The sequence below is a fragment of the Cesiribacter sp. SM1 genome, assembly GCF_020178975.1.
Taxonomy (GTDB): domain Bacteria; phylum Bacteroidota; class Bacteroidia; order Cytophagales; family Cyclobacteriaceae; genus Cesiribacter.
Window position 1 is genome coordinate 170738 of sequence record NZ_JAHXBU010000094.1, and the last position, 20075, is coordinate 190812.

General features: G+C 48.8%; 14 protein-coding genes. 5 read left to right on the plus strand and 9 right to left on the minus strand.

Annotated elements, in window-relative coordinates; translation table 11 throughout:
• Window positions 1–49: 49 nt before the first annotated feature.
• On the plus strand, window positions 50–469 hold the full coding sequence (locus tag KWJ01_RS24995) for a response regulator (protein WP_224999865.1): 420 nt from the start codon (window positions 50–52) through the stop codon (window positions 467–469).
• 276 nt (window positions 470–745) lie between these two features.
• Here KWJ01_RS24995 and KWJ01_RS25000 read toward each other — a convergent pair whose 3' ends face one another.
• A complete protein-coding gene (locus KWJ01_RS25000; RefSeq protein ID WP_224999866.1) occupies window positions 746–2191 on the minus strand; it encodes a hypothetical protein in 1446 nt (481 codons plus the stop codon).
• Window positions 2192–3097: 906 nt separating this feature from the next.
• On the opposite strand from KWJ01_RS25000, the gene KWJ01_RS25005 reads away from it, so the two are divergent.
• Entirely contained in the window at window positions 3098–5407 is a 2310-nt protein-coding gene (locus tag KWJ01_RS25005; protein ID WP_224999867.1) for a PAS domain-containing sensor histidine kinase, read from the plus strand.
• A gap of 113 nt (window positions 5408–5520) precedes the next feature.
• Here the strand turns inward: KWJ01_RS25005 and KWJ01_RS25010 are convergent, their stop codons facing one another.
• Complete coding sequence (locus tag KWJ01_RS25010; RefSeq protein WP_224999868.1) at window positions 5521–8172, minus strand: TonB-dependent receptor; 2652 nt, start codon at window positions 8170–8172, stop codon at window positions 5521–5523.
• Window positions 8173–9178: 1006 nt separating this feature from the next.
• Here KWJ01_RS25010 and KWJ01_RS25015 point away from each other — a divergent pair.
• Together KWJ01_RS25015 and KWJ01_RS25020 are read left to right on the plus strand one after the other, a co-directional pair.
• The gene (locus KWJ01_RS25015) at window positions 9179–10198 is read left to right on the plus strand and encodes a sensor histidine kinase (RefSeq protein WP_224999869.1); all 1020 of its coding nucleotides are present in this window, start codon (window positions 9179–9181) and stop codon (window positions 10196–10198) included.
• 4 nt (window positions 10199–10202) lie between these two features.
• Complete coding sequence (locus tag KWJ01_RS25020) at window positions 10203–10955, plus strand: LytTR family DNA-binding domain-containing protein (RefSeq protein WP_224999870.1); 753 nt, start codon at window positions 10203–10205, stop codon at window positions 10953–10955.
• Between the two features lie 140 nt (window positions 10956–11095).
• On the opposite strand, the gene KWJ01_RS25025 is transcribed toward KWJ01_RS25020, so the two are convergent.
• From KWJ01_RS25025 to KWJ01_RS25055, 7 genes are all read right to left on the minus strand, one after another.
• Window positions 11096–12283: a glycoside hydrolase family 26 protein gene (locus KWJ01_RS25025; RefSeq protein WP_224999871.1), complete on the minus strand. Its 1188-nt coding sequence runs from the start codon at window positions 12281–12283 to the stop codon at window positions 11096–11098.
• A 273-nt stretch (window positions 12284–12556) separates the two neighbouring features.
• Window positions 12557–12916, minus strand: a complete 360-nt coding sequence (locus tag KWJ01_RS25030) for a hypothetical protein (RefSeq protein WP_224999872.1) — start codon at window positions 12914–12916, stop codon at window positions 12557–12559.
• Between the two features lie 140 nt (window positions 12917–13056).
• Window positions 13057–14184 carry a radical SAM family heme chaperone HemW gene (gene hemW / locus KWJ01_RS25035; protein WP_224999873.1) on the minus strand — a complete coding sequence of 376 codons (1128 nt, stop codon included), beginning with the start codon at window positions 14182–14184 and terminating at the stop codon, window positions 13057–13059.
• 3 nt (window positions 14185–14187) lie between these two features.
• Complete coding sequence (recO, locus tag KWJ01_RS25040) at window positions 14188–14880, minus strand: DNA repair protein RecO (RefSeq protein ID WP_224999874.1); 693 nt, start codon at window positions 14878–14880, stop codon at window positions 14188–14190.
• 76 nt (window positions 14881–14956) lie between these two features.
• Window positions 14957–17263 carry a hypothetical protein gene (locus tag KWJ01_RS25045; protein ID WP_224999875.1) on the minus strand — a complete coding sequence of 769 codons (2307 nt, stop codon included), beginning with the start codon at window positions 17261–17263 and terminating at the stop codon, window positions 14957–14959.
• A 5-nt stretch (window positions 17264–17268) separates the two neighbouring features.
• On the minus strand, window positions 17269–17868 hold the full coding sequence (locus KWJ01_RS25050; RefSeq protein ID WP_224999876.1) for a thymidine kinase: 600 nt from the start codon (window positions 17866–17868) through the stop codon (window positions 17269–17271).
• Between the two features lie 22 nt (window positions 17869–17890).
• Window positions 17891–18217, minus strand: a complete 327-nt coding sequence (locus tag KWJ01_RS25055; protein ID WP_224999877.1) for a 2Fe-2S iron-sulfur cluster-binding protein — start codon at window positions 18215–18217, stop codon at window positions 17891–17893.
• 161 nt (window positions 18218–18378) lie between these two features.
• Between KWJ01_RS25055 and KWJ01_RS25060 the strand changes: the two genes are divergently transcribed.
• Window positions 18379–19671: a hypothetical protein gene (locus KWJ01_RS25060; RefSeq protein ID WP_224999878.1), complete on the plus strand. Its 1293-nt coding sequence runs from the start codon at window positions 18379–18381 to the stop codon at window positions 19669–19671.
• The last annotated feature ends 404 nt before the right edge of the window (window positions 19672–20075 follow it).

Consider the following 20075-nt stretch of genomic DNA (forward strand, 5'->3'; position numbering starts at 1 on the left):
AGCGTTCGTATATTCACCGTGCATCCAGATTTATTTTTTTGCAAAATATATGGCAGAAAAGAACAAACCCCACTACAACGCTGTCATGCTTATTGATGACAATGAGATTGACAATCTCATCAATCATAAAATGATAGAAGCCAGTAACATCACTAATAAAATTTTCACCCACACCGGTGCCAAAAGTGCTATCGAGTTTTTGAAGAATATAGAAAAACTTGAAGGCGCCGGCGAGAGCATTCTGCCGGATCTTATCTTCCTGGATATTGACATGCCTCTGATGGATGGCTTTCAGTTCTTAGATGAGTTTGATAAGCTATCCGATATCACAAAGAAGAAGTGTAAAATTGTAATGTTAACATCTTCTATCAACCCTCAGGACGTAAACCGTTCCAAGAAGTATGAGTACGTTAAAAAATACATCAACAAGCCGCTTACCCAGGAAAACCTGGAAAAACTGAATGTTTGAGCACTTGTAACGGTGTAAATACAATATAAAAGGCTGCCTTACCGGCAGCCTTTTTTTATGTTCAGCCGGGAGCAAAAAACCCTTGCCAGCAATACCGGCAGGCGCAGGAATACCCTTGCCCCATCTTCTTTTGCGGCACCTTATACAGCACTCCTAAATCTACGTCTGCCTACCTGAACAGGCATAAAAAAGGGCCCGGATTTTCTTCCTGGGCCCTTTTTTATAAAGTTATTCTATCTGGCTTAAGCACAGGCAAATGCCTGAGAGCTTAACTACTTATAAAGCAGCAAGCTTCTCCAGTAGTGTATCATCAAAGCGAATGTACTTGGTAGGCGCAAAGTATGGAGGCTCCATAGCATTAATGCGCTCTGCCAGCTGCTTGATCTTTTCGTACTTATTGCGCTTGCTTTCTGAAATAGCAATTTTCAGAATCTTGGTAAAGATCAGCACATGGTCGCAGGTGTCTTTTCCTAACAGGCGTATCTGACGCTGAATGGAATTGATCAGCTGGTTGAACAAATCATAATCGCTCATGAGGCAGTACTGCAGCGCCAGCAGGGTTTTAATCTCCAGCTGTGCATAGGGGTACTTCTTAAGGCTAACGTCGTTCAGCAGCTTGTTGATCCAGCGGGATGCCTCATCGGTTTTCCCTGCATAATAGCAGGAAATAGACCTGTAGGTAACATAAGTGATGTACTTGGGCAGGTCTTCCTTGTCGATTTCAAAATCCTGGAACAGCACCTCATTTTCCTCGTACATACGCTCGGGATCTCCCATGCGCAGGTGGCGCTCAACTTTGGTGAGCAGGAACTGGGCAGGGTAAGTAAACAGGCTGTAGTTGGTGAGCAGGTGTGCGGTAGATTCGTTTACCTCCTCATAGAAGTTCTCTGCCTTCCGGTATACTTTATAGTAGTTGTAGTACTCCAGGCGCAGGTACTCATATACCAGGCGCAGGTGGTAATAGATCGTATCGAGGTGATACATTTCAAAGATGGCATGCATGCGGTCCAGGATATCCTCTATAGGCTCCAGCTCCTGCTCCATGCTCTCATCGCGCACCACAAAAAGCCTGTGGAATACACCAAGGCAGCTTTGGTAAATGTACAACCTGTGCGAATTATAAAGCCTGCACACATTGTGCATTTCGTTGGTCAGCAGCGTTAGCTCCAGCTTTTCAATTTCGCCACCCGTTAAGGTGTATTCGCCATATTTGCGGAAGTAGTTTACCAGCAGGTCTTCTGCCTTATCTACCGCCAGCATATAGGCTACGTGCTGGTTGTAAAGCTGCGAATAAGTAAAGTGCTCCGGAGAATGAACGTGCAGTTTTTTCAGCGTTTTATACACAACTGTAAGCTCATTGGCCAAATCATAATCGAGCAATTCCTTCTCCAGCTTTTTAAGAGTAGCTATCGCAATTGCTTTTTTCTTGGTAAAAATTACCTCGTTGATGTTGGCTACTTTCTTCAACACATCCGTCCGGGGATTTTCCATCTGCTGAAGCAGGTATTCCTCGATCTTCTGGTTAAGGCGGGAGCGCAGCGTATAGTACGCATTGGTGTTTACATCAAGCTCGTCCATGATTTTGTTATCAGAAACGTGCTTTTCGCGCATGGCTTTTAACAGGTAGGCTGACTTTTCAGCGCTGCTTTCCATTAGCGAATTATAGATCTTATCGTAGTCTCCCTCAGAGAGCTGCTTTATAATGTTTTTTAGTTTGGCCATAAGTAAAAGGGCTTCAAAAGGCTGAGCTATAGGCTCCTAGAAAGGCACAATTTAATATCGTAGAATCGTTTATCTGGTTTTGGCAAATTATTGCTGAAAATAAGAAAATTCTCAATAATTTTTAAAATTTTAAAGAAACAAACTATAAGTCTTTAATATATTACCGACTCCTGTTTCTAATCATAATGTCATAAAGACCTTTAAATTGTATTTTGGCGATATCTTATATTAATACACCCCATGTTTTGGCTTAAAATTACCCCAACATTAAAAAATAGGGCTTTTAAAATTTTTTTATGAAAAGTGAGGTGTGGCATCCAGTAAAAACAAAATTTCCTTCAGAAAAGAACCATCCATACTGGCTTAAAATTCCTGAGTATTATTGATTCCAGGAAATGTGCTACTCCACCGGCAAACCGGCAACCGCATTAACAATATTTATCAGTAGCCTCGCAACAGCCGGAGCTCCGGAGAAGCACCCCATTCTTATCAAGATTTTCAGCCGGCTGTACCTGCAACAGCCCTATGTAAAGTAGCCCAAACTATTTACGGCAGTTTGTTAATTCAGAAGCAACTAAGTGTTTTAAAATCCGTTATTAGTTTACTGCTTAAAGTTTCCCCGATCAGATAATTTTGGTACATCTACTCCACCAGCTGCTAGATTTACATGAAAAGCCATTGCTGTTAGTAAGTGGCAGTGGCCAAGTCCGCAAGTACAATAATGCAGCTAAAAGCCTGTGGCCATTCCCTGAAGAGGAGACCTTCTCCAGCCTTTTAGAAATTGGAGAACTCAAGCAGCAACAGCTAATTTCTTTCCTGGAGGAATACAAAAATAGCAGAAGCAAATCAGAATCAGCCCCATTTAGCATTTGCCCCCCGATTTCAGGAGAAGAATTAATAATAAAAGTGATTGGGGAAGACCAGGAGCTTTTTCTGCTGGAGATCGAAAAGAAGCAGCCGGCTGAACAAAACATCCTGGCTGCCACCACTCTCTCGCCAGATATTCTGGATGCACTGATCAATGGCATAAGTGACCAGCTCATGGCAGTGCTAGACATAAACATGCGCTATATCACCTTCAATGATGCTTACAAAAAAGAGTATGCGCGCATTTTTGCCATTGAGATAGTGCAGGGAGATCATCTGCTGGATACCCTTCATCACCTACCCGGAGAGCAGGAAAAAGTAATGCGCATCTGGGGACAGGTATTGAACGGGGAAGAATTTTCCCTGCAGGAAACCTTTGGCCATGCAAGCCTCCAGCCTACCACCTACAGCTTTCACTTTATTCCGCTGAAAGATAAAAACGGCCAGCTCCTGGGAGTGCTGTACCAGGTAAAAGACATCAGCAAGGAAAAAATAGTGGAGGCGCTGTTACACGATGCCGAACAACGCTTCCGAACCCTGGCAGAATCCACACCCGACATTGTTGTTCGCTATGCCCCGGATATGCAGGTGCTCTTTGTAAACTCTGCTGTTGAACACGAACTGGAGGTAGCTCCAGCTACCCTTATCAGCAAAAACATTTTTGATGCACCCAATGCCAGCAAAATCTCCGAAGGCTACTTTCTTAAAGTAAAGCAGGCCCTCACCTCAGGGCAGGAAACGGATCTAATCAGCACCTACGAACTTAAGGGTGTGCTTAAAGATTATTACACCCGCTTTATTCCTGAAAAGAATGCCAGTGGCAAAGTTATTTCGGTGCTTGCCGTTTCGGAGAACATTAGTAACCTGCAGGAAGCACAAAAGGAGCTGCAGCAGGCAAGAGATTTTGTTTTCATGGCCGAAATAATTCCGCAGATTGTGTGGACTACCGAGGCAAATGGAAGTGTTTCTTATTTTAATCCGCGCTGGTATGAGTACACTGGCTTAAGCCTGGGAGAGAGCCTGCAGTGGGGCTGGCAGATTGTTATTCACCCGGAAGACACACAGCAAACCCTGCTTAGCTGGGAACACGCCCTGGAGAACAGCGAGCCCTACCAGGTCGAGTATCGCCTGCGCAGACACGATGGCAGCTATCGCTGGCACATAGGCAGGGGCATGCCCTTGCGCAATGAGGAGGGCAAGGTTATAAAATGGTACGGCTTCTGTGCAGATGTTCATGAACAAAAACAAAACCGTACCGAGCTGGCAAAAATGGCGCAGGAGTACCAGCTGCTGAACCAGATGATTCCGCAGATTGTGTGGTCAACGAAGCCAGACGGCGAGCACGACTACTTTAACCAGCGGTGGTATGAATTTACAGGGCTAAGCTTTGAACAATCAAAAGGCCAGGGCTGGACAGAGGTGCTACACCCCGATGACCTGCAGCTGATGCGGGAGCGCTGGTACCACAGTGTTGCCACCGGAGAACCTTACCAGGTTGAGTACCGCTTCAGGCGCTACGATGGTGTGTACCGCTGGTTTATAGGCCGGGCTACCCCCCTAAGGGATTCGAGTGGAAAAATTATTAAATGGTTTGGCACCTGCACCGATATACACGACCAAAAGCAGCAAAGCGATGTGCTTGCCCAAAAGAACCACGAGCTGCGGCAAATCAACAATTACCTGGATCAGTTCGTGCACACTGCCGCCCATGACTTACGCTCACCGGTAGCTAACATGAAGCTGCTCCACGATATGGTGTTACGCGAGGAAAGGGCAGAAAAGAAACAGAAGCTGCTGGAGACTTTTAAACCCCTGCTGAACCGCCTGGACAATACGATTATTGGTTTGGTAGAAATAGTGCAAATGCAGGAGGGCCATAACGCACTACGCGTGCAGTCGGTAAACCCCCTGCAAGTATTTGAAGAGGTAAAAGAAGAATTATCCGAGACCCTGAAAGATGCCGGTGCTTTGCTGGCGCAGCAGATTGTGCTCGAAAAGCCGCTTTACTACCTGAAGCCCTACCTGCACAGTATTTTGCGTAACTTAATCAGCAATGCCATTAAGTACCGCGATGCTGGCCGTAGCCTTAGCATTAAGGTTAAAGGAGAGTGGAAAGGCAAATACTACTTACTTAGCGTGGAAGACAACGGAATTGGCATTGACCTGCAGCGCAACAACAAAAATCTTTTTCGCCCCTTTAAACGACTAAGCCAGCAAGGGCAGGGCCTGGGTATTGGCCTGCACATGGTACAGAACATGGTAAGCAAAAATGGTGGCTACATAGAAGTAAACAGCAACCCGGGGCTTGGCTCCACCTTTTCGGTATACCTGAATCCCTACGAATTCTAGTACCGGGAATGTTCTGCTCTGTTTACCTGGCCAAAGATGGTAAAAAGAAAGAACCCTGGCCGTTTCCGGCAAGGGTTCTTTCTTCGATACAGACTATTATGTTGTTTAGCTGTTTAATCTATGGTAAAGCGTAAGCGGCCATAGTAAAAGGCCCCGGTAAAGCCCATTTGAACGGGATCCCACAAACCACCCGATTCTGTTAGGGCCGGGTCATGCTCATCGGGATAAACATCAAAAATATTGGTGGCCCCCACCGTGAGTATTATGTTATTTCCCAGCTGCCTGGCCACCGCCAGATCGGTTGTGTACTTGGGTGTATAAACATCCAGCTTTTCCTCCATCGGCACATCTTCCAGTTCATTCCAGTTCATCAGCACAACTTCGCCAAAGCGCATTAGCTTGGCATTGAAGGTCCAGCCACGCAGCTTGTAGTCTGCAATAAAGTTTATTTTGCTGGGTGGTGCACTGGCAATCAGAAACCTCTGCTCACGCTCTCCAAAGTAAATATCTTCTTTTCCCTGCAAACGCTGGGTTGTATGTATTGCATCAATTTCCATATCGTTGAAGTTACCGGCAAGGCTTAAGCTCAGGCGATTATCCTGGCCAAAGTTATTGGCCCAGGTAAGGATCACATCAATACCTTTGGTACGGGTATCTACAGCATTGGTAAAAAACTGTGCCGCGCCCACGTTCAGGGCCTGCAGATCCTCACCAATCACATCGTCGGTATCTTCAAAAGCACCAGTAAGCACTACGCGGTCGTCTATAGCCACATAGTAGCCATCTACGGTTGCCGTAAAGTTTCTGAGGCTGGCCGTAAAGCCCAGGCTCGCATTGAGCGCCCGCTCTTCTGTAAGGGCAGGTATACCCAGTTTACGGGTTAAGGCACTGGTGTTTCCGGCAATCACCTTATCTACAGCCACACCTCCTACAAAGTCGGTAAAGGTGGAGTTAAAGTAAACCTGCGCCAGCGAGGGTGCCCTAAAGCCTGTGCTTACAGAACCACGCAGGGCAAAGTTATCGGTAAACTCCAGCCTGGAGGCCAGCTTACCATTTAGGGTATTGCCAAAATCGCTGTAGTTCTCAAAGCGCATAGCAGCACCAACCATAAAGCGGTCAGTAAAGTCAAACTCACCATCTACATACACGCCAATGTTCGTGCGGATCTCATCCAGCTCATTTTCGGGGTTAAAGCCAGGGAAGCCCTGTGAGCCACCGGCCCGCCCCAGCACATCGAACTGCCGCACCCGGCCATCTATTACAGAATCTATAATACCGTAATTACGCCACGACGCCTCCTCGCCTGCAAAGATCTGGTAGCGCTCCAGGCGATACTCTGTACCAAAGGCAATGTTAGTGCCGGCAAACCAGTCTTTAAAGTAGCGGGAAAGGTTAATGCCGGTTGTATTTTGCGAAAGCTCAAAGCCACCTGCATCAAAGCGCGTAGGGGTTTCTTCCAGCAAAGATGCATTAAGGCTACCGGCTACAATATAGTGAAAGCGGTTGGAGCCGTAGGTGTTGTTCAGGTCCAGGTCCCATTCCTGCACCTTACTCTTAAAGCCTGCCGATACAGACCTGTCGATAATGCGGGACTGAATGCGTGGATCAAACCCATTGGGGTAAATAGATGGTATGTTTCTGTCGTCATCGGCTTCGCGGGTCCAGGCATAGGCATCGGTATCGCGAAAGTTAAACCCGCCAAAAGTATAGAACGAAGATGTTTCGCTAAGGGGTAGCTCAGCATTGAAGAGTGCAGAAAAATTATCGGACTCTGCATCACCAAACTGGCGTCGGTATATTTCGTACTGGCCAGGATCTGGCACCCTGTTGGTTCTGCCACGGCTTAGGTAATCCATCGTCATGTTTACAAAGCCGCGCTCACCTATCTCAAAACCATAATTGCCGTTTACCTGAAAGCTTTTGCCATCACCCTCTGAAGTAATGCCCGAGTTAACATTGCCGGTAAATTCATTTACCGAAGATTTAAGCACAATGTTGATAACCCCGGCTATGGCATCGGAACCATACTGGGCACTGGCACCATCGCGCAGAATTTCTACCCGGTCTATGGCTGCTGCCGGTATGGTGTTAAGGTCGGTACCGGTGTTGCCACGCCCCCTGGTACCAAATATGTTGATCAGAGATGACTGGTGGCGCCTTTTGCCATTTACCAGCACCAGTGTCTGGTCGGGACCCAGCCCCCGGATAGTGGCCGGATCAACGTGGTCGCTACCATCTGAACCAGACTGGCGGTTTACGTTAAAAGAAGGCGCCACATACTGCAGGAGCATGTTTACATCCAGCTGGCCGGAGGTGGTTGTAATCTCCTGAATTGGAATAATATCAATGGCCACAGGGGTTTCCGTTACCGTGCGGTTCTGGCTGCGGGTACCTACCACCACCAGGTCCTGGAGGCTTTCTATTTCTTCTTTGAGCACAACATTGATGTTGGGTCTGTTTGCTATCCGCACTTCCTGGCGGGCATATCCTATGTAGCTGTACACCAAGGTAGCATTCGCATCTGGCACTGTTAGCTGATAGGAGCCGCTGGCATCGGTAACTGTTCCCGTAGAGGTACCTTTCACCTGCACGGCAACACCTATCAGCGGTTCATCTCGTTCATTTAGCACCCTGCCACTTACGGCCAGGCCACCCTGGGCCAGCAGTGGCTGCGTACAGGTAAACAGAGAAATCAACACTAAAAAAATAAAAACCGGCAACAAGCTTTTCCAGCTCTGCCGTCTTATCAGGGTAAAAATAGTCATATAGATTTGTTTTGGTGTAGCTAACAAGTTAAACCAATTCTTTAAGTAATACCAAAACCGCTTTTGATCTTTCATAAACACCAGCACCTCCTGCAGCAGCATTTGCAGGGCTGTTATTAGCGGCGCTGCATCTTTATCAAAGATTGCGGAATAACATAGCTGAGCTATTTATGTAGCTACTGCTGAATACTTTAACAACAAAGCGCTGGTGATCTGACTGCCGCAGCAGCCCACAAATACACAGAGAGAAAGAAAACAGCACCATAAAACAGCTGCAGCACCAGCTCCTGCCTGGTCCTGAAAAAATATACGTTCTCCTGCCCTAAATAACACAAAATCTAAAGGCACAGGCTTTGTTAAGGGTTATGCGTAAAAGGCAATACCGGATATTTGTTTAACTTTGCGTGCCGGATGCCTGCCAGTAAGCAGCATACCCAAGCAATAATGATGTAAGAAAAACAGCCCTTTTTAACTTTTTCAAACGTTTGCAATATTTTATTCTGATATTTTAGGCTAATTCAGAATTTTTATTTAGTAAAAAATGGTTTTTCTTATTTTTATAGCTATCTTGCTAGCACATAATGTTGAAGGCTCAACCGAAATCGATTGAGGAAGCCAGGTATCGCTAAGGTTGCTGATTTACACTACACGTAATATTAAGCACGAAAAAAGCACAATTAACCTCTCGAAGGTACTGGTAAGTGGCTGGCACCATAGTAGCCTTCAGGCATTAAAGAAATTAAATAAGTAGTAAATCCTCTTCACATATTTTATCAATAAGGCATCTCCACCTGGAGATGCTTTTTTAATGCACAATTTCACCAGGGCCAGTTGCCCATTGCCTACAACAACCGGGCTAACAACTGCTCACCCTCCACAAATCAGCGGGCTTAATCATCAGCCTATTCTCCCATTCAGCCAAGCCTTTTACCTCTCATACCATTCTGCTTTTAAATATGATTGCTAAACATTAAATTGAATGAACATTTCTGTTTGCTGAATACTCATGACGCGCAATACTGTTTACTGGATTTGTCAATTAGGGGGCTGGTCGCTGTATGGCGTCATCAATATTTTCTTCTTTCTGCTGAATGGTGCCAGCCCTGAGCAAGTATTGAATCTCTTTCTTGCTGTTCTCTATTCCCTGCTGATTACGCACGCTTTCCGGGCATGGGTACACCGGCGCAGGTGGCTGAAACTCTCTACAGGCAGGCTGGTGCCACGCATTATTCTGGCCATCCTGATTATGAGTGCCCTTGTTTATGGCCTGCAGCTGGCAACATTCTACCTGCAGGATAACCTGGCCGCCGGGCTGGACCTTACCCTGGCCCTGCTCAACATACTCACCAACATGACGATCTTCTTCATCTGGTGTGTTATTTACATAGCCTATCATTATGTTGAACGTTACAATGCCACCCTGCGCTACGAGGCCGCACTAAATGAAATGACCCTGAACCGCCTTAAGTCGCAGCTCAATCCTCACTTTATTTTTAATGCCCTTAACAGCATCCGGGCACTGGTAGACGAAGATCCGCAGAAATCCAAGAAAGCCATAACCCAGCTTAGCAATATACTTCGCAACTCCCTGGTGATGGATAAACGCAGCCTGGTGCGCTTTCAGGACGAGCTGCAAACGGTAAAAGACTACCTGGCCCTGGAGGGGATCCGCTTTGAAGAACGCCTGCGCATCCAGTACAACATCAGCCCCGAAGCCAGCGATTTTCAGGTGCCGCCCATGATGCTGCAAACGCTGGTGGAAAACGGCATCAAGCATGGTATTTCTAACCTCATTGATGGTGGCATTGTACACATAGATGCGCTGGTAAAAGAGCAAAAGCTGCATGTGTGCGTGCGCAACAGCGGACAATATGTTAATGGTGTAAAGAAAAAGAACGGAAGCGGTGTTGGCCTTGCCAATACCAAGCAACGCCTGGCACTCCTCTACGGACACCGTGCTCACTTTAGTATTAAAAACGAAAACGACAAAACCGTACTCACCGAACTGGTAATCCCTCAACATTGATCCTATGAAAGCCCTTATCGTAGACGACGAACGCCTGGCCCGCAAAGAGCTAATGTCGCTCCTGGCAGAGCACCACGAAGTAGAAGTAGTAGGTGAAGCAGTAAATGCCGAAGATGCCTATGAAAAAATAAAAGAACTGCAGCCCGACCTGCTGTTTCTGGACATTCAGATGCCCGGCAAAACCGGCTTTGACCTGCTGGAGATGCTCGACAAAGTGCCTACCGTAATTTTTACAACCGCCTACGATGAGTATGCCCTTAAAGCCTTTGAGGTAAGCGCGCTGGACTACCTGCTCAAACCCGTACAACCCGAACGCCTGCAGGAAAGCATTAAGAAACTAGGGGCTCTCAGTGAGAACGGCAGCGACAAAGAAGATGAAGATGAGGACGATGCCTCCTCTGCTCCTGCCCGACAGCACAAGCTGGGCCCCGACGACCAGGTGTTTGTAAAAGATGGCGACCGCTGCTGGTTTGTGCGCCTAAGCAAAGTACGCCTGTTCGAAAGCGACGGAAACTATATTAAAGTGTACTTCGATCATCACAAGCCCATGATCCACAAATCGCTTAACGCGCTGGATGAACGGCTGGATGATAAAGTGTTTTTCAGGGCTAACCGCAAACATATGATTAACCTTAACTGGGTAGAAAACATAGAACCCTGGTTTAACGGTGGCCTGATGGTAACCCTGCAGGGAGGAGAAAAAGTAGAGGTTAGCCGCCGCCAGGCCACCCGCTTTAAAGAAATGATGAGCCTGTAAGAAGCCAGGGCACAGTTACTTCTAAGTATGGGCCTTTCATAACTTTCTGAAGAGAAGTAAAAAAATTGCCCCGGCTGTAGCAGATACTTTAATGCGCTGCAGCCGGGGCAATTGCAGTTAATTTCTGCACAAACTATTAATTACTTATTACTGCCTGCAGCTTTTTGCTCTGCCGGCCGCTTTTTAGCAGACTTTCTTTTATTGTAGATGTTCTTAAGATCTCTCTCAAACAAGGTATAAGGATCGTTATAGAACTTCAGAAAATCCGGCACACTCCTATGACCCGGATAAGGTGCATAGTAGTGGGTGGGGCTTTTTACATCATTCCGCCAGACCAGCACGTAGGCAAGCCTCATATCGTGCGCCTTCATTGTTTTAAGCAGGGTTTCTGTCCACCAGGTGGTATCCGGTATAGACTCCAGCCCGGTTTCGGTAAAAGCAGCCAGCTTGCCTGCCTTGATGGCATAGTCAGATACAATCTTCAGCTTCATGGCAGCTGTGTCAATAGCATAACGGTCGCGGCCCAGATCGGCATAATTGTCCATGCCCACCATATCTACCCACTCATCGCCAGGGTAACGCTCCAGAAACTCCTGCTCGTTATTAAACTTATTATCTGGTGAAAATGCATAGATAAAATTGTGCACATCAAGGCTATCTCTAAGGTAAGAAACCGTAAAGCGCCACAAAGAAATAAATTCCTCGCGACTTGTGTGAGGCTTACCCCACCAGAACCAGCCGCCATCGAACTCATGATAAGGCCGGAAAACAACAGGGGCCAGGGCACCATCGGCTCCTTTAAGGCTATGCGCCCATTCACCCATACCTCTTAAAATCTCTTTGTACTGCTCATGGGCCTCGCCACCGGGAATAATGTATTTTACAGCAGGCAGCGATACCGAGTCCTTCCAGTAAAAACCCCCACCTGACACAGGGTTAGAAAAATGCCAGGCTATTGTGCTTACACCACCGCGATTGTAGGTATCTACCACATTTTTACGAAGGCTTTCTTTAGCCCTTTGTATTTCCTGGGGAGAGCGGCCGGAAAAGCCCATAATATCCACACCAATCACTGCAGGATGAGAACCCGTAACCGATTTTACATCTGAGCGGCCTTCTTCGCCCCACCAGCCATGGCCATATTCTGTAGCATGCTGGTGGCCAAAGAGCGTGTGCTTTTTTGATAGCTTAGCCAGGTTTTTGTACAAAGCCTTAGTCTCCCTGGTAGCATCTTTATCAATAGGCTTTTTCTTTTGAGCATTAACAGCGCCAAAAGAAAAAGCAAAAAAGCTAACAAGCAGCAAAGTAAATCTCCCCAACTGTATCATATTTCCTGTGTTACTTCAGCAAATTACTTACTGATGCCGGTGTTTGCAAACTTACAACTCATGCAGCCAGGCATAAGATAGGGTCACCGATAAGTCTTTTCAGCCTGTACCAGATTACCAGAAAAAAACCATCACCCATCAAGGCTTCACAGATTTTGAAACCCACATTTTTACAGGAGCAAAAGCAGCCTGGATTTCCCTGCTACAGCATTCTGCTCCAGCATTACAACGGGTGCTATTATTTTTCAAGAAAGTGAAAGAGCCTGAGCAGCACTAGCCCCTCACAAGCTTCATCAGATCGGCCTCCAACTGCCAGTCTCTGGCGAGGCGCAGCATACCAGTGGCCTCCATTTCTGTAATGTAGCCTTTGGCGTTGTTGGCTTTCCAGACACGATAGAGGTAATCGAGCTTCTTTTCGGGGGCAATTTCTACCGTTTGCAGGTATTCGCGGGCGCGGTCAAAGGCAGAGAGGTAGTCCTGGGCCACAAACTCCTGCGCCCAGTTCAGCTCCTCATCGCCTTCCAGCTCCTGAGCAGTTTCGCGCAGCAGAAGCTGCTCCTCTTCATCAAGGCCGTGGTAATGAAAAATGATGCTCTTTAAAAGAAAGAAAATCTTTTTTTCCTCGCTGCTCATGCCAGAACCGGTTGTGTGGTAATTGTAGCTCCTAAAGATATAATAAATTATTCCGAAAAATGACGCAATTAACCTGCTCATCAGGAGCCTGATATAAATTTTACCTCCCCGGCTTACAGATATGCAGTTTATGCTGCCTTTTATACAATAAATAGCCTGGCCGTTATCTCGTCGGCAAGCAGGCGGCCTTCTTCTGTAAGCATCAGATGATTGTTCTCCAGCCTTGCCTGCCCTCTTGCCTGCATTTCCTGCAGGTAGCGCTTATTCTGCTGCAGCAAATCGTGCTGCCACTGGTTTTTTAAGTACTGCAGGTCTATTCCCCAGCTGGTACGCAGGCCCGTCATCAGGTATTCGTTTATATGATCCTGCCGGTTCAATTCCTCGCCTTCCTGGGGCAACACGCCTGCCTGCAGCTTTTTAATATAAAGGCCATTGTTGCGGATATTGTATTGCCGCGACTCCAGGTTATAGGAATGGGCGCCCGGCCCAAGCCCGAGATATTTCTTTTGCAGCCAGTAAGAGGTATTATGGTGTGAGTGGTAGCCGGGCAGGCAAAAGTTAGATACTTCGTAATGCTCATAGCCCGCCCTGAGCAGGGCCTGCGTAAGCATCAGGTAATGCTCCTCTCCTACCTCTTCGCCTGGTGGCTGCAGCTTACCCCGCTCAGTCCATTTACCAAAGGCAGTTTTAGGCTCTATGGTAAGGCAGTAGGCCGATATATGTTCGGGCCGCAACGCCAGTGCCAGGTCAAGGTCCTGCTGCCAGACCTCAGCGGTTTGCCCGGGTAAGCCATACATTAAGTCTATGCTGATATTATCGAAGCCTGCCGCCCTGGCCAGCGGCACACAGGCATGGGCCTGCGCTGCGCTATGCGCCCGGTTCAGGCCCTGCAGCACTGGCTGGGCAAAAGTCTGGATGCCGATGCTTAGGCGGTTTACGCCTACTTTGCGCAGGGCCTCCAGCTTTTCCGGTGTCAGGTCGTCGGGGTTGGCCTCCAGGGTTATTTCAGCCCCTTCCTTTACCTCAAAAAGCTCCCGTAAATGTTGCAGCAAAGCGCCAGTTTCACCAGCCTCCAGCAAGGAGGGTGTGCCGCCACCAAAATAGATGGTCTCTACCGGCTCCCCCTGCAGGTAGTGCTGCTGCATGCGGGCTTCCTGGTGTATTGCCTGCAGCAAATCCTGCTTCGGCTTCAGGTTAGTGCTGAAGTGGAAGTCGCAATAGAAGCATGCCTGCCGGCAAAAAGGGATGTGTAGGTATATGCCTGCCATAGATTAAGATTGCATTTCCTGCAGCACCGGCAGGGATTTTAGTTCGCCAAAATCGGCTACGTGCAGGCGGTAAAACTGCAGGATAAGCTGCAGCACATGCCGGCGCCGCTCTCCATTCATGGGAATGGGACTGCCATAAGGCTCCTGCAGCATGCGCTCTACGGCTTCGCGGTCTGTGGCATCGGCAGAAATATAAGGACTTACCTCTTCCAGAAAATCATCGGCCGTAGGCGTGGCAAAACCCAGGTAACGCGATAGCTTCAGCAAAAACTGCAGGTGAAAATTCTGAATACCCTCCCGCTGAGTATCCAGTATGTGTATGGAGCTGTGCAAAAACTGGAACAGCTGCGGATTAGACTCCTCACCCTTCATAGCTTTGCCCAGCATTTCTGTTAAGAACAGGGCAATGCCTGTTTTCTGAAAATCCATGGGCAGCTGCATAAACGGTTCCGAACATTTAATTTCTTTGATCCGCTGCAGGTTGGCCTTATCCTGGTAGTACACCACCATATCCAGCATTGTAAGCGGTTGGTAAAGCGCCATACGGCTGCCACCACTGCGGGCATTGCCGCTGCTGCGCACCCCGTTTACAATGTACGATTGCAGGCCAAGGGCCTCAGTATATACCTTTACTATGATGGATGTTTCGCGGTAACGAATGTGACTAAGTACAATGCCGCGTGTTTTATGGAGCATTTCTGATGAATAAATCTCTTGTGCTAGTACATCTACAGAACAATTATCTGGCTCCTATCATTCCAAAAAAAGCATTTTACCGCACTACAGCCAGCTTGCCCACCAATGCTTCGGTACCCAGGGCATTGGCACTAAAAACAAGATATACCCCGGTGGCCACTTCATTCCCCCGGCTGTCGCGCAGGTCCCAGGCGGCGGTGCCACCCTCGGCTTCCAGTTCGCGCACCAGGTAACCTGCCGTATTGGTGATCTTTACAACAGCATCCTGCACCAGGCCTGTAATACCCACTTGCCCCCGGTAGCCGGGGCGCACCGGGTTCGGAAAAATTTTAATGGCAGCCGCATGGGTACTTCCTCCGGTGGTGGCACCACTCCGGTAACTCACCAGACCCTGGTCGGTAGCAATAAACACCTCGCCTGTTTGCCCGTGTATGGCAATAGCCTGTATGTTGTTAGAGGGCAGCGGGCTATTTGCAGTAGTAAAATGCTGATAGAGTGTATCGCCGGCATCGCCCACCAGCCAAACACCACTGCGGGTGCCTATCCATTTACGATTACCCCCATCTACTGCTATGGCCGTAATGAGCGATTCGTCAAGCAGGGGCCTCTGCTGATAGACAGGCAAAGCTGCATCAACATCAGCACTTGATAGCACTGCTGCCGGGTTGGTAACATAAACAACACCATCCTGCGTACCCACCCAGACGCTTCCTTCAAGATCTTCCTGCAGGCTATACACCTGGTTTGCAGTTAATCCGCCGGTACCCAGGTTACGGTTCAGGCTTCGTACATCAGGCTGTTTCTCCGGATTAAATACCAATATACCTTCTGCACTGGCAGCAGCCGGCCGCAGCCGCAACCATATATCATTGGTGTAGGGAATGATAAGCTGCTGAGCCAGGGCAGCAGTACTGTTCCCGGCCAGGTATGCCTGCCAGCTCTCCTCCGATGGATTAAAGCGGTGCAAAGGACGGCTGCTGTTGTAGCTGCTCATCCACACTCTTCCCTCACTATCAACCCCCACACCACTTAGCAGCACCCTGTCGGGCAGATCCCTGGCGCCAGTAAAGCTTACCCCTTCGGTATTCAGGCCGTAGAGTATAAAAGCATCATCTTCGGGACGCCACGAGAGCAGGCCATCGGAATAAGAAGCCAGGTACCAGCTGTTATCTGCCGTTGAAAAAGCAGCCGCTACCAGGTCCCGCGCCTCTGGCATAGGGTGGCTTCCTGCCCGTTGCTGCGGATGGTAGTTAGTCCAGCCCCGGGTGGTAGTAAAAGTACTGAAGCCCCGGGTGCCCAGCGGATTTCCGCTGGCGGTATAGCCACCATAAAGTGCCACCATCTGGCCGTTGGCAAACTGCAGGCTGTTAACTGCATCGCTCAGTGGCCCATCGGGGCTCCTTCGTGCAAAACTACCTTCTGTGTTGGTAAGCAGGCCATTGAAAGCATCGCCCACCCAATAAAAACCGGCAGCATCCTGCACTGCAGTTACTGGCTCAATTATAAGATCCGAACTTATTCTGTTATAAGTTTGCTGCCCGGGCAGATAGCGGTAAACGGCCCTTTCAGTGGTAATGATGAGGGCATCACCCCCTGCTGCAGCCTGCAAGTCAGTAATGCCACCCTCTTCATTAAAAGCAGCAGGCAACCATGTCGCACCCTGCTTCTGGTAAAGCCCTCCGGCACGGTTTGCCGCCCACAGCTGCTCCCCTAAGGCTACCACAAAGTGAGTACCCTCTTCTGGCAGACCACTGTTTGCCCCATAACGCTGCCAGCTGCTGAAATCATTCAGGTTAACGCTGCTGCTTATCCTGTTTGCTATCAGGCCGGCATCGGTGGCTGCATAGAGGCTATCGTTCAGCACCGCGAGGCTATATACCCCTGCCCGTGTGCCGCCGGGGCCGAGGTTCAGGTAGCTGTCGGCCAGCCGTGCCTGTGCCAGCTGCAGAATGCTGATGCCGTAATCCGTAGCCAGTATGGCCGAATCGCCGCGAAAAGCCGTACCCCGAATGGTTTTACTGCCACTGATACTGGCAGTGCTGATGGTGGGAATGTTGGTAACCCTGCCATCCTGAAGCAAATCGATATTACCGCTGCCATAGCCGATAAGCAGGAGATTGCTTTGCTCCTGCCACAGAAGTGTACTTACGCCAACATCGTTAAAGCCCCGGAGTGGCCCCAGCTCCACAATTTCAGCCGAAGCTTTATCGTAATAAAAAAAACCGTTTTCACTGGCTGCATACACCCTGCTGCCCGCCAGTGCCACTTCCTGCACCTGTGCATAGGAAAAATGGGTTCGCCAGCTGCCAATGGGTATATCTCCCTGCGCCCGGGCTGTAGCAGAAAAAAATAGTAGCAGCAATAGGGGCAGCAGCTTAGTCATGATGGTTAAATTATTTGCTCGGCTTTGGGGCCTTTCAGGAAACAACGCCGGCAGCGGGCCTCATAGGTATCTTTTTCTCCTAACATTACTGTTTTTTGATTGGCTGTAAGCCGGTAGGAGTAGTGGGCAATATCGCCGCACTTTACGCAAATAGCATGCACTTTGGTTACATACTCTGCTATGGCAAGCAGTTGTGGCATGGGTCCGAAAGGTTTACCACTGAAATCCATATCCAGGCCCGCTACAATAACTCTTTTACCACTGGCGGCAAGTTTGTTGCACACCTCTACCAGCTCTTCGTCAAAAAACTGGGCTTCATCGATGCCCACTACATCGCAATTACCTGCCAGAAGCAGTATGTCTTCAGAAAACTGCACGGGTGTGGAGCGTATGGAATTGGCATTGTGCGATACCACGTTCTGCTCATGGTAGCGGGTATCAATGGCCGGTTTAAATATTTCCACCTTCTGCCTGGCAATCATTACCCGGTTCAGGCGGCGCAGCAGTTCTTCAGTTTTACCACTGAACATGGAGCCACAAATCACCTCTATCCAACCTGCCTTGCCGGCAGCAGCGGTACCCGAAATCTTTGGTTCAATAAACATAAAGCTCCCTCTTTCTTCAGCGCTAATCGGTATACTCCAGGTGGGGCAGTTTGCCAGACTCCGGCACCCGCACCACTACCCTGCCCTTCTCAACAATGCACTGGCAAGCCAGCCGATACACCTTTGGCAGGCGGCCCTGCCGCTGCATACGCTGCTCTGCTTCCGTATATGTACTAAGGTTTTCTGCTCCTTCCACCACTTTCATGGCACAGGTAGTACAACGGCCCTTTCCACCACAGGCATGCATCCAATCAACACCTGCAGCACCCATGGCCTGTAGCACCGATTGTATCATTTCTGTAACTTCAACCGTTTTATTATCCAGATTTTGTATTGTGATAGAAGGCATTGTAATTTGAGCTACAAAAGAAACCCGCATTAGTAAAAGCTCAAAGCAAAGCACAATAAATTTGCTTGGGCCTTCTGCTGGTGCAACCTGCAACAGGCAACTGGCGGGGGCACCTGACGGCCCTGTAAATTAAATTTTTTCTGAAGAAACAAATAAATAGAATGGTGCGCAAACTGAACCGGAAAGCAGCAGAAGCCTATAGCGAAGACTTTAGCAGTAATGTACTGAATAATTTCTTCTCGAACAGTACGGTAGCCACAGGGCAGGATATTCTGGAGCTAACCCCTGTGCAACAAATAAACCTGCTGCTGGTACAGCGGCTGTACCAGCGCTGGCAAGAAGAAACACTGCGCCTGCGCAGCCCCTACTTCAATTATGAGCACCCCCAGGTGCAGGAATCCCTGAAGGCATTAATGAACACCCTCTCCCGCCATATTCAGGTAGAGCGCGAGGCCCTGGAACCCCTGCTACAGGGAGCAGTACTGGATGCATTAAGACTTGCACTCAACCCCCTGTCGTTTTTCGATGAGTTTCTGCGCCAAAACTCAAGCCTTGACAGCCTGCAGTCCTCTTTGCGTTACCTGCGCTGGCAGCAGTCTTTAACAGATGTGCTGCACGAGCAGGTAGAGCAAAAAGAAATGGGAGAACCCGAATACCTGCTGGCAATGCTCGAAGCAGGCGTGCGATCGGGCAAGATTGCTTTAGACTCAACCGATGAGTACATACAGGCTTTTGAAGCAGTGCTCCCTATGCCTAATGGCCTGATAGAAGAGCCGGCGACTCCCCCACAGGCAGCAGCCCCCCGGGAAGAACCTGCCGATGACTTTTTCAGTGCTATTTCGCGTATGGCACCCCGCACTCCAAAACCAGCCCCACGCCCGACACCCGAACCAGAGCCCGCACAGATACCCGAGCCGGAACCAGAGCCTGCAGCAAAAGTTCAGGCACCCAGGAAAACAGAACCGGATCCCTGGGTGAGCAGGCCAGCCCCCGCAGAACCAGAGCCTACAGTACCAGCACCACGGCCTGCTACTGTAGCACCACTTGCAGCCTCTGCAGAAAAGCCAGCCGAAATCAAGAAGCCCGAAGAACCTAAAAAGCAGCCGGAAGAAAACCGCTCGCTTAATATGCGCTTAGGAGCAAATGATAAAAAACCGCTCTATGAGAAGTTTGAATCTAAAGAGCCCCGTAGTGCTGCCCTGGCACAAAAGCACCGGCCGACCAACATCCGGCACTACATTACGCTCAACCAGCGCTTTATGTTTGTAAAGGAGCTTTTTGATGGCAATGCTGCGGCATTCAATTCCGCGCTTGATGCCCTGGATACCTGCCAAAGCCACCGCGAAGCACAGCAGTGGACGCGCGATAACCTGGCACACAAGCCCCAGTGGCAGGACGACTCTGAAGCAGCCCAGGAGTTTATGGCTGTGATTGATCACCGCTTTGGCGGTTGAGCTGTGGGTGGCGAGGTATCAGGTTTTGGCTATGAGGTATGAGCCTGGGTTGTGGCATTCAGTTGCGTTTAGCCTGCCTGTAAAGGCTGGCTTTCCTTGTTTACTGCTACTCCCTTTTTGTGCCAGGGCCTGGCCGGAGTCTGAAATCAGCTATTTTAGCTTTCTTCTTACCTAAGCACCTGTATCTATTGAATTTAGCTTTAATTTTATTCCCTTAAACCACTTAGCTGAATAGCTACTACACAAGCGCTAAAGCCAGACTTTTGCCAGTGCAACAGGAGCTGAAATTTCAAGGTCTGATACAAATAATTAATCAGGCGGTTTCAGTTCAGGAACATACTGGCGCGATTTTGGATTGTTTCGCATAGTACCTGCCTTGCCCGCAGCCGGGTCAGGCTTTGTAC

Excerpts from the sequence above, each read along its gene's own strand:
- KWJ01_RS24995 (WP_224999865.1), top strand. The coding sequence starts at position 50 with ATGGCAGAAAAGAACAAACCCCACTACAACGCTGTCATGCTTATTGAT.
- KWJ01_RS25000 (WP_224999866.1), bottom strand. The coding sequence starts at position 2,191 with ATGGCCAAACTAAAAAACATTATAAAGCAGCTCTCTGAGGGAGACTAC.
- KWJ01_RS25010 (WP_224999868.1), bottom strand. The coding sequence starts at position 8,172 with ATGACTATTTTTACCCTGATAAGACGGCAGAGCTGGAAAAGCTTGTTG.
- KWJ01_RS25015 (WP_224999869.1), top strand. The coding sequence starts at position 9,179 with ATGACGCGCAATACTGTTTACTGGATTTGTCAATTAGGGGGCTGGTCG.
- KWJ01_RS25020 (WP_224999870.1), top strand. The coding sequence starts at position 10,203 with ATGAAAGCCCTTATCGTAGACGACGAACGCCTGGCCCGCAAAGAGCTA.
- KWJ01_RS25025 (WP_224999871.1), bottom strand. The coding sequence starts at position 12,283 with ATGATACAGTTGGGGAGATTTACTTTGCTGCTTGTTAGCTTTTTTGCT.
- KWJ01_RS25030 (WP_224999872.1), bottom strand. The coding sequence starts at position 12,916 with ATGAGCAGCGAGGAAAAAAAGATTTTCTTTCTTTTAAAGAGCATCATT.
- hemW (WP_224999873.1), bottom strand. The coding sequence starts at position 14,184 with ATGGCAGGCATATACCTACACATCCCTTTTTGCCGGCAGGCATGCTTC.
- recO (WP_224999874.1), bottom strand. The coding sequence starts at position 14,880 with ATGCTCCATAAAACACGCGGCATTGTACTTAGTCACATTCGTTACCGC.
- KWJ01_RS25045 (WP_224999875.1), bottom strand. The coding sequence starts at position 17,263 with ATGACTAAGCTGCTGCCCCTATTGCTGCTACTATTTTTTTCTGCTACA.
- KWJ01_RS25050 (WP_224999876.1), bottom strand. The coding sequence starts at position 17,868 with ATGTTTATTGAACCAAAGATTTCGGGTACCGCTGCTGCCGGCAAGGCA.
- KWJ01_RS25055 (WP_224999877.1), bottom strand. The coding sequence starts at position 18,217 with ATGCCTTCTATCACAATACAAAATCTGGATAATAAAACGGTTGAAGTT.
- KWJ01_RS25060 (WP_224999878.1), top strand. The coding sequence starts at position 18,379 with ATGGTGCGCAAACTGAACCGGAAAGCAGCAGAAGCCTATAGCGAAGAC.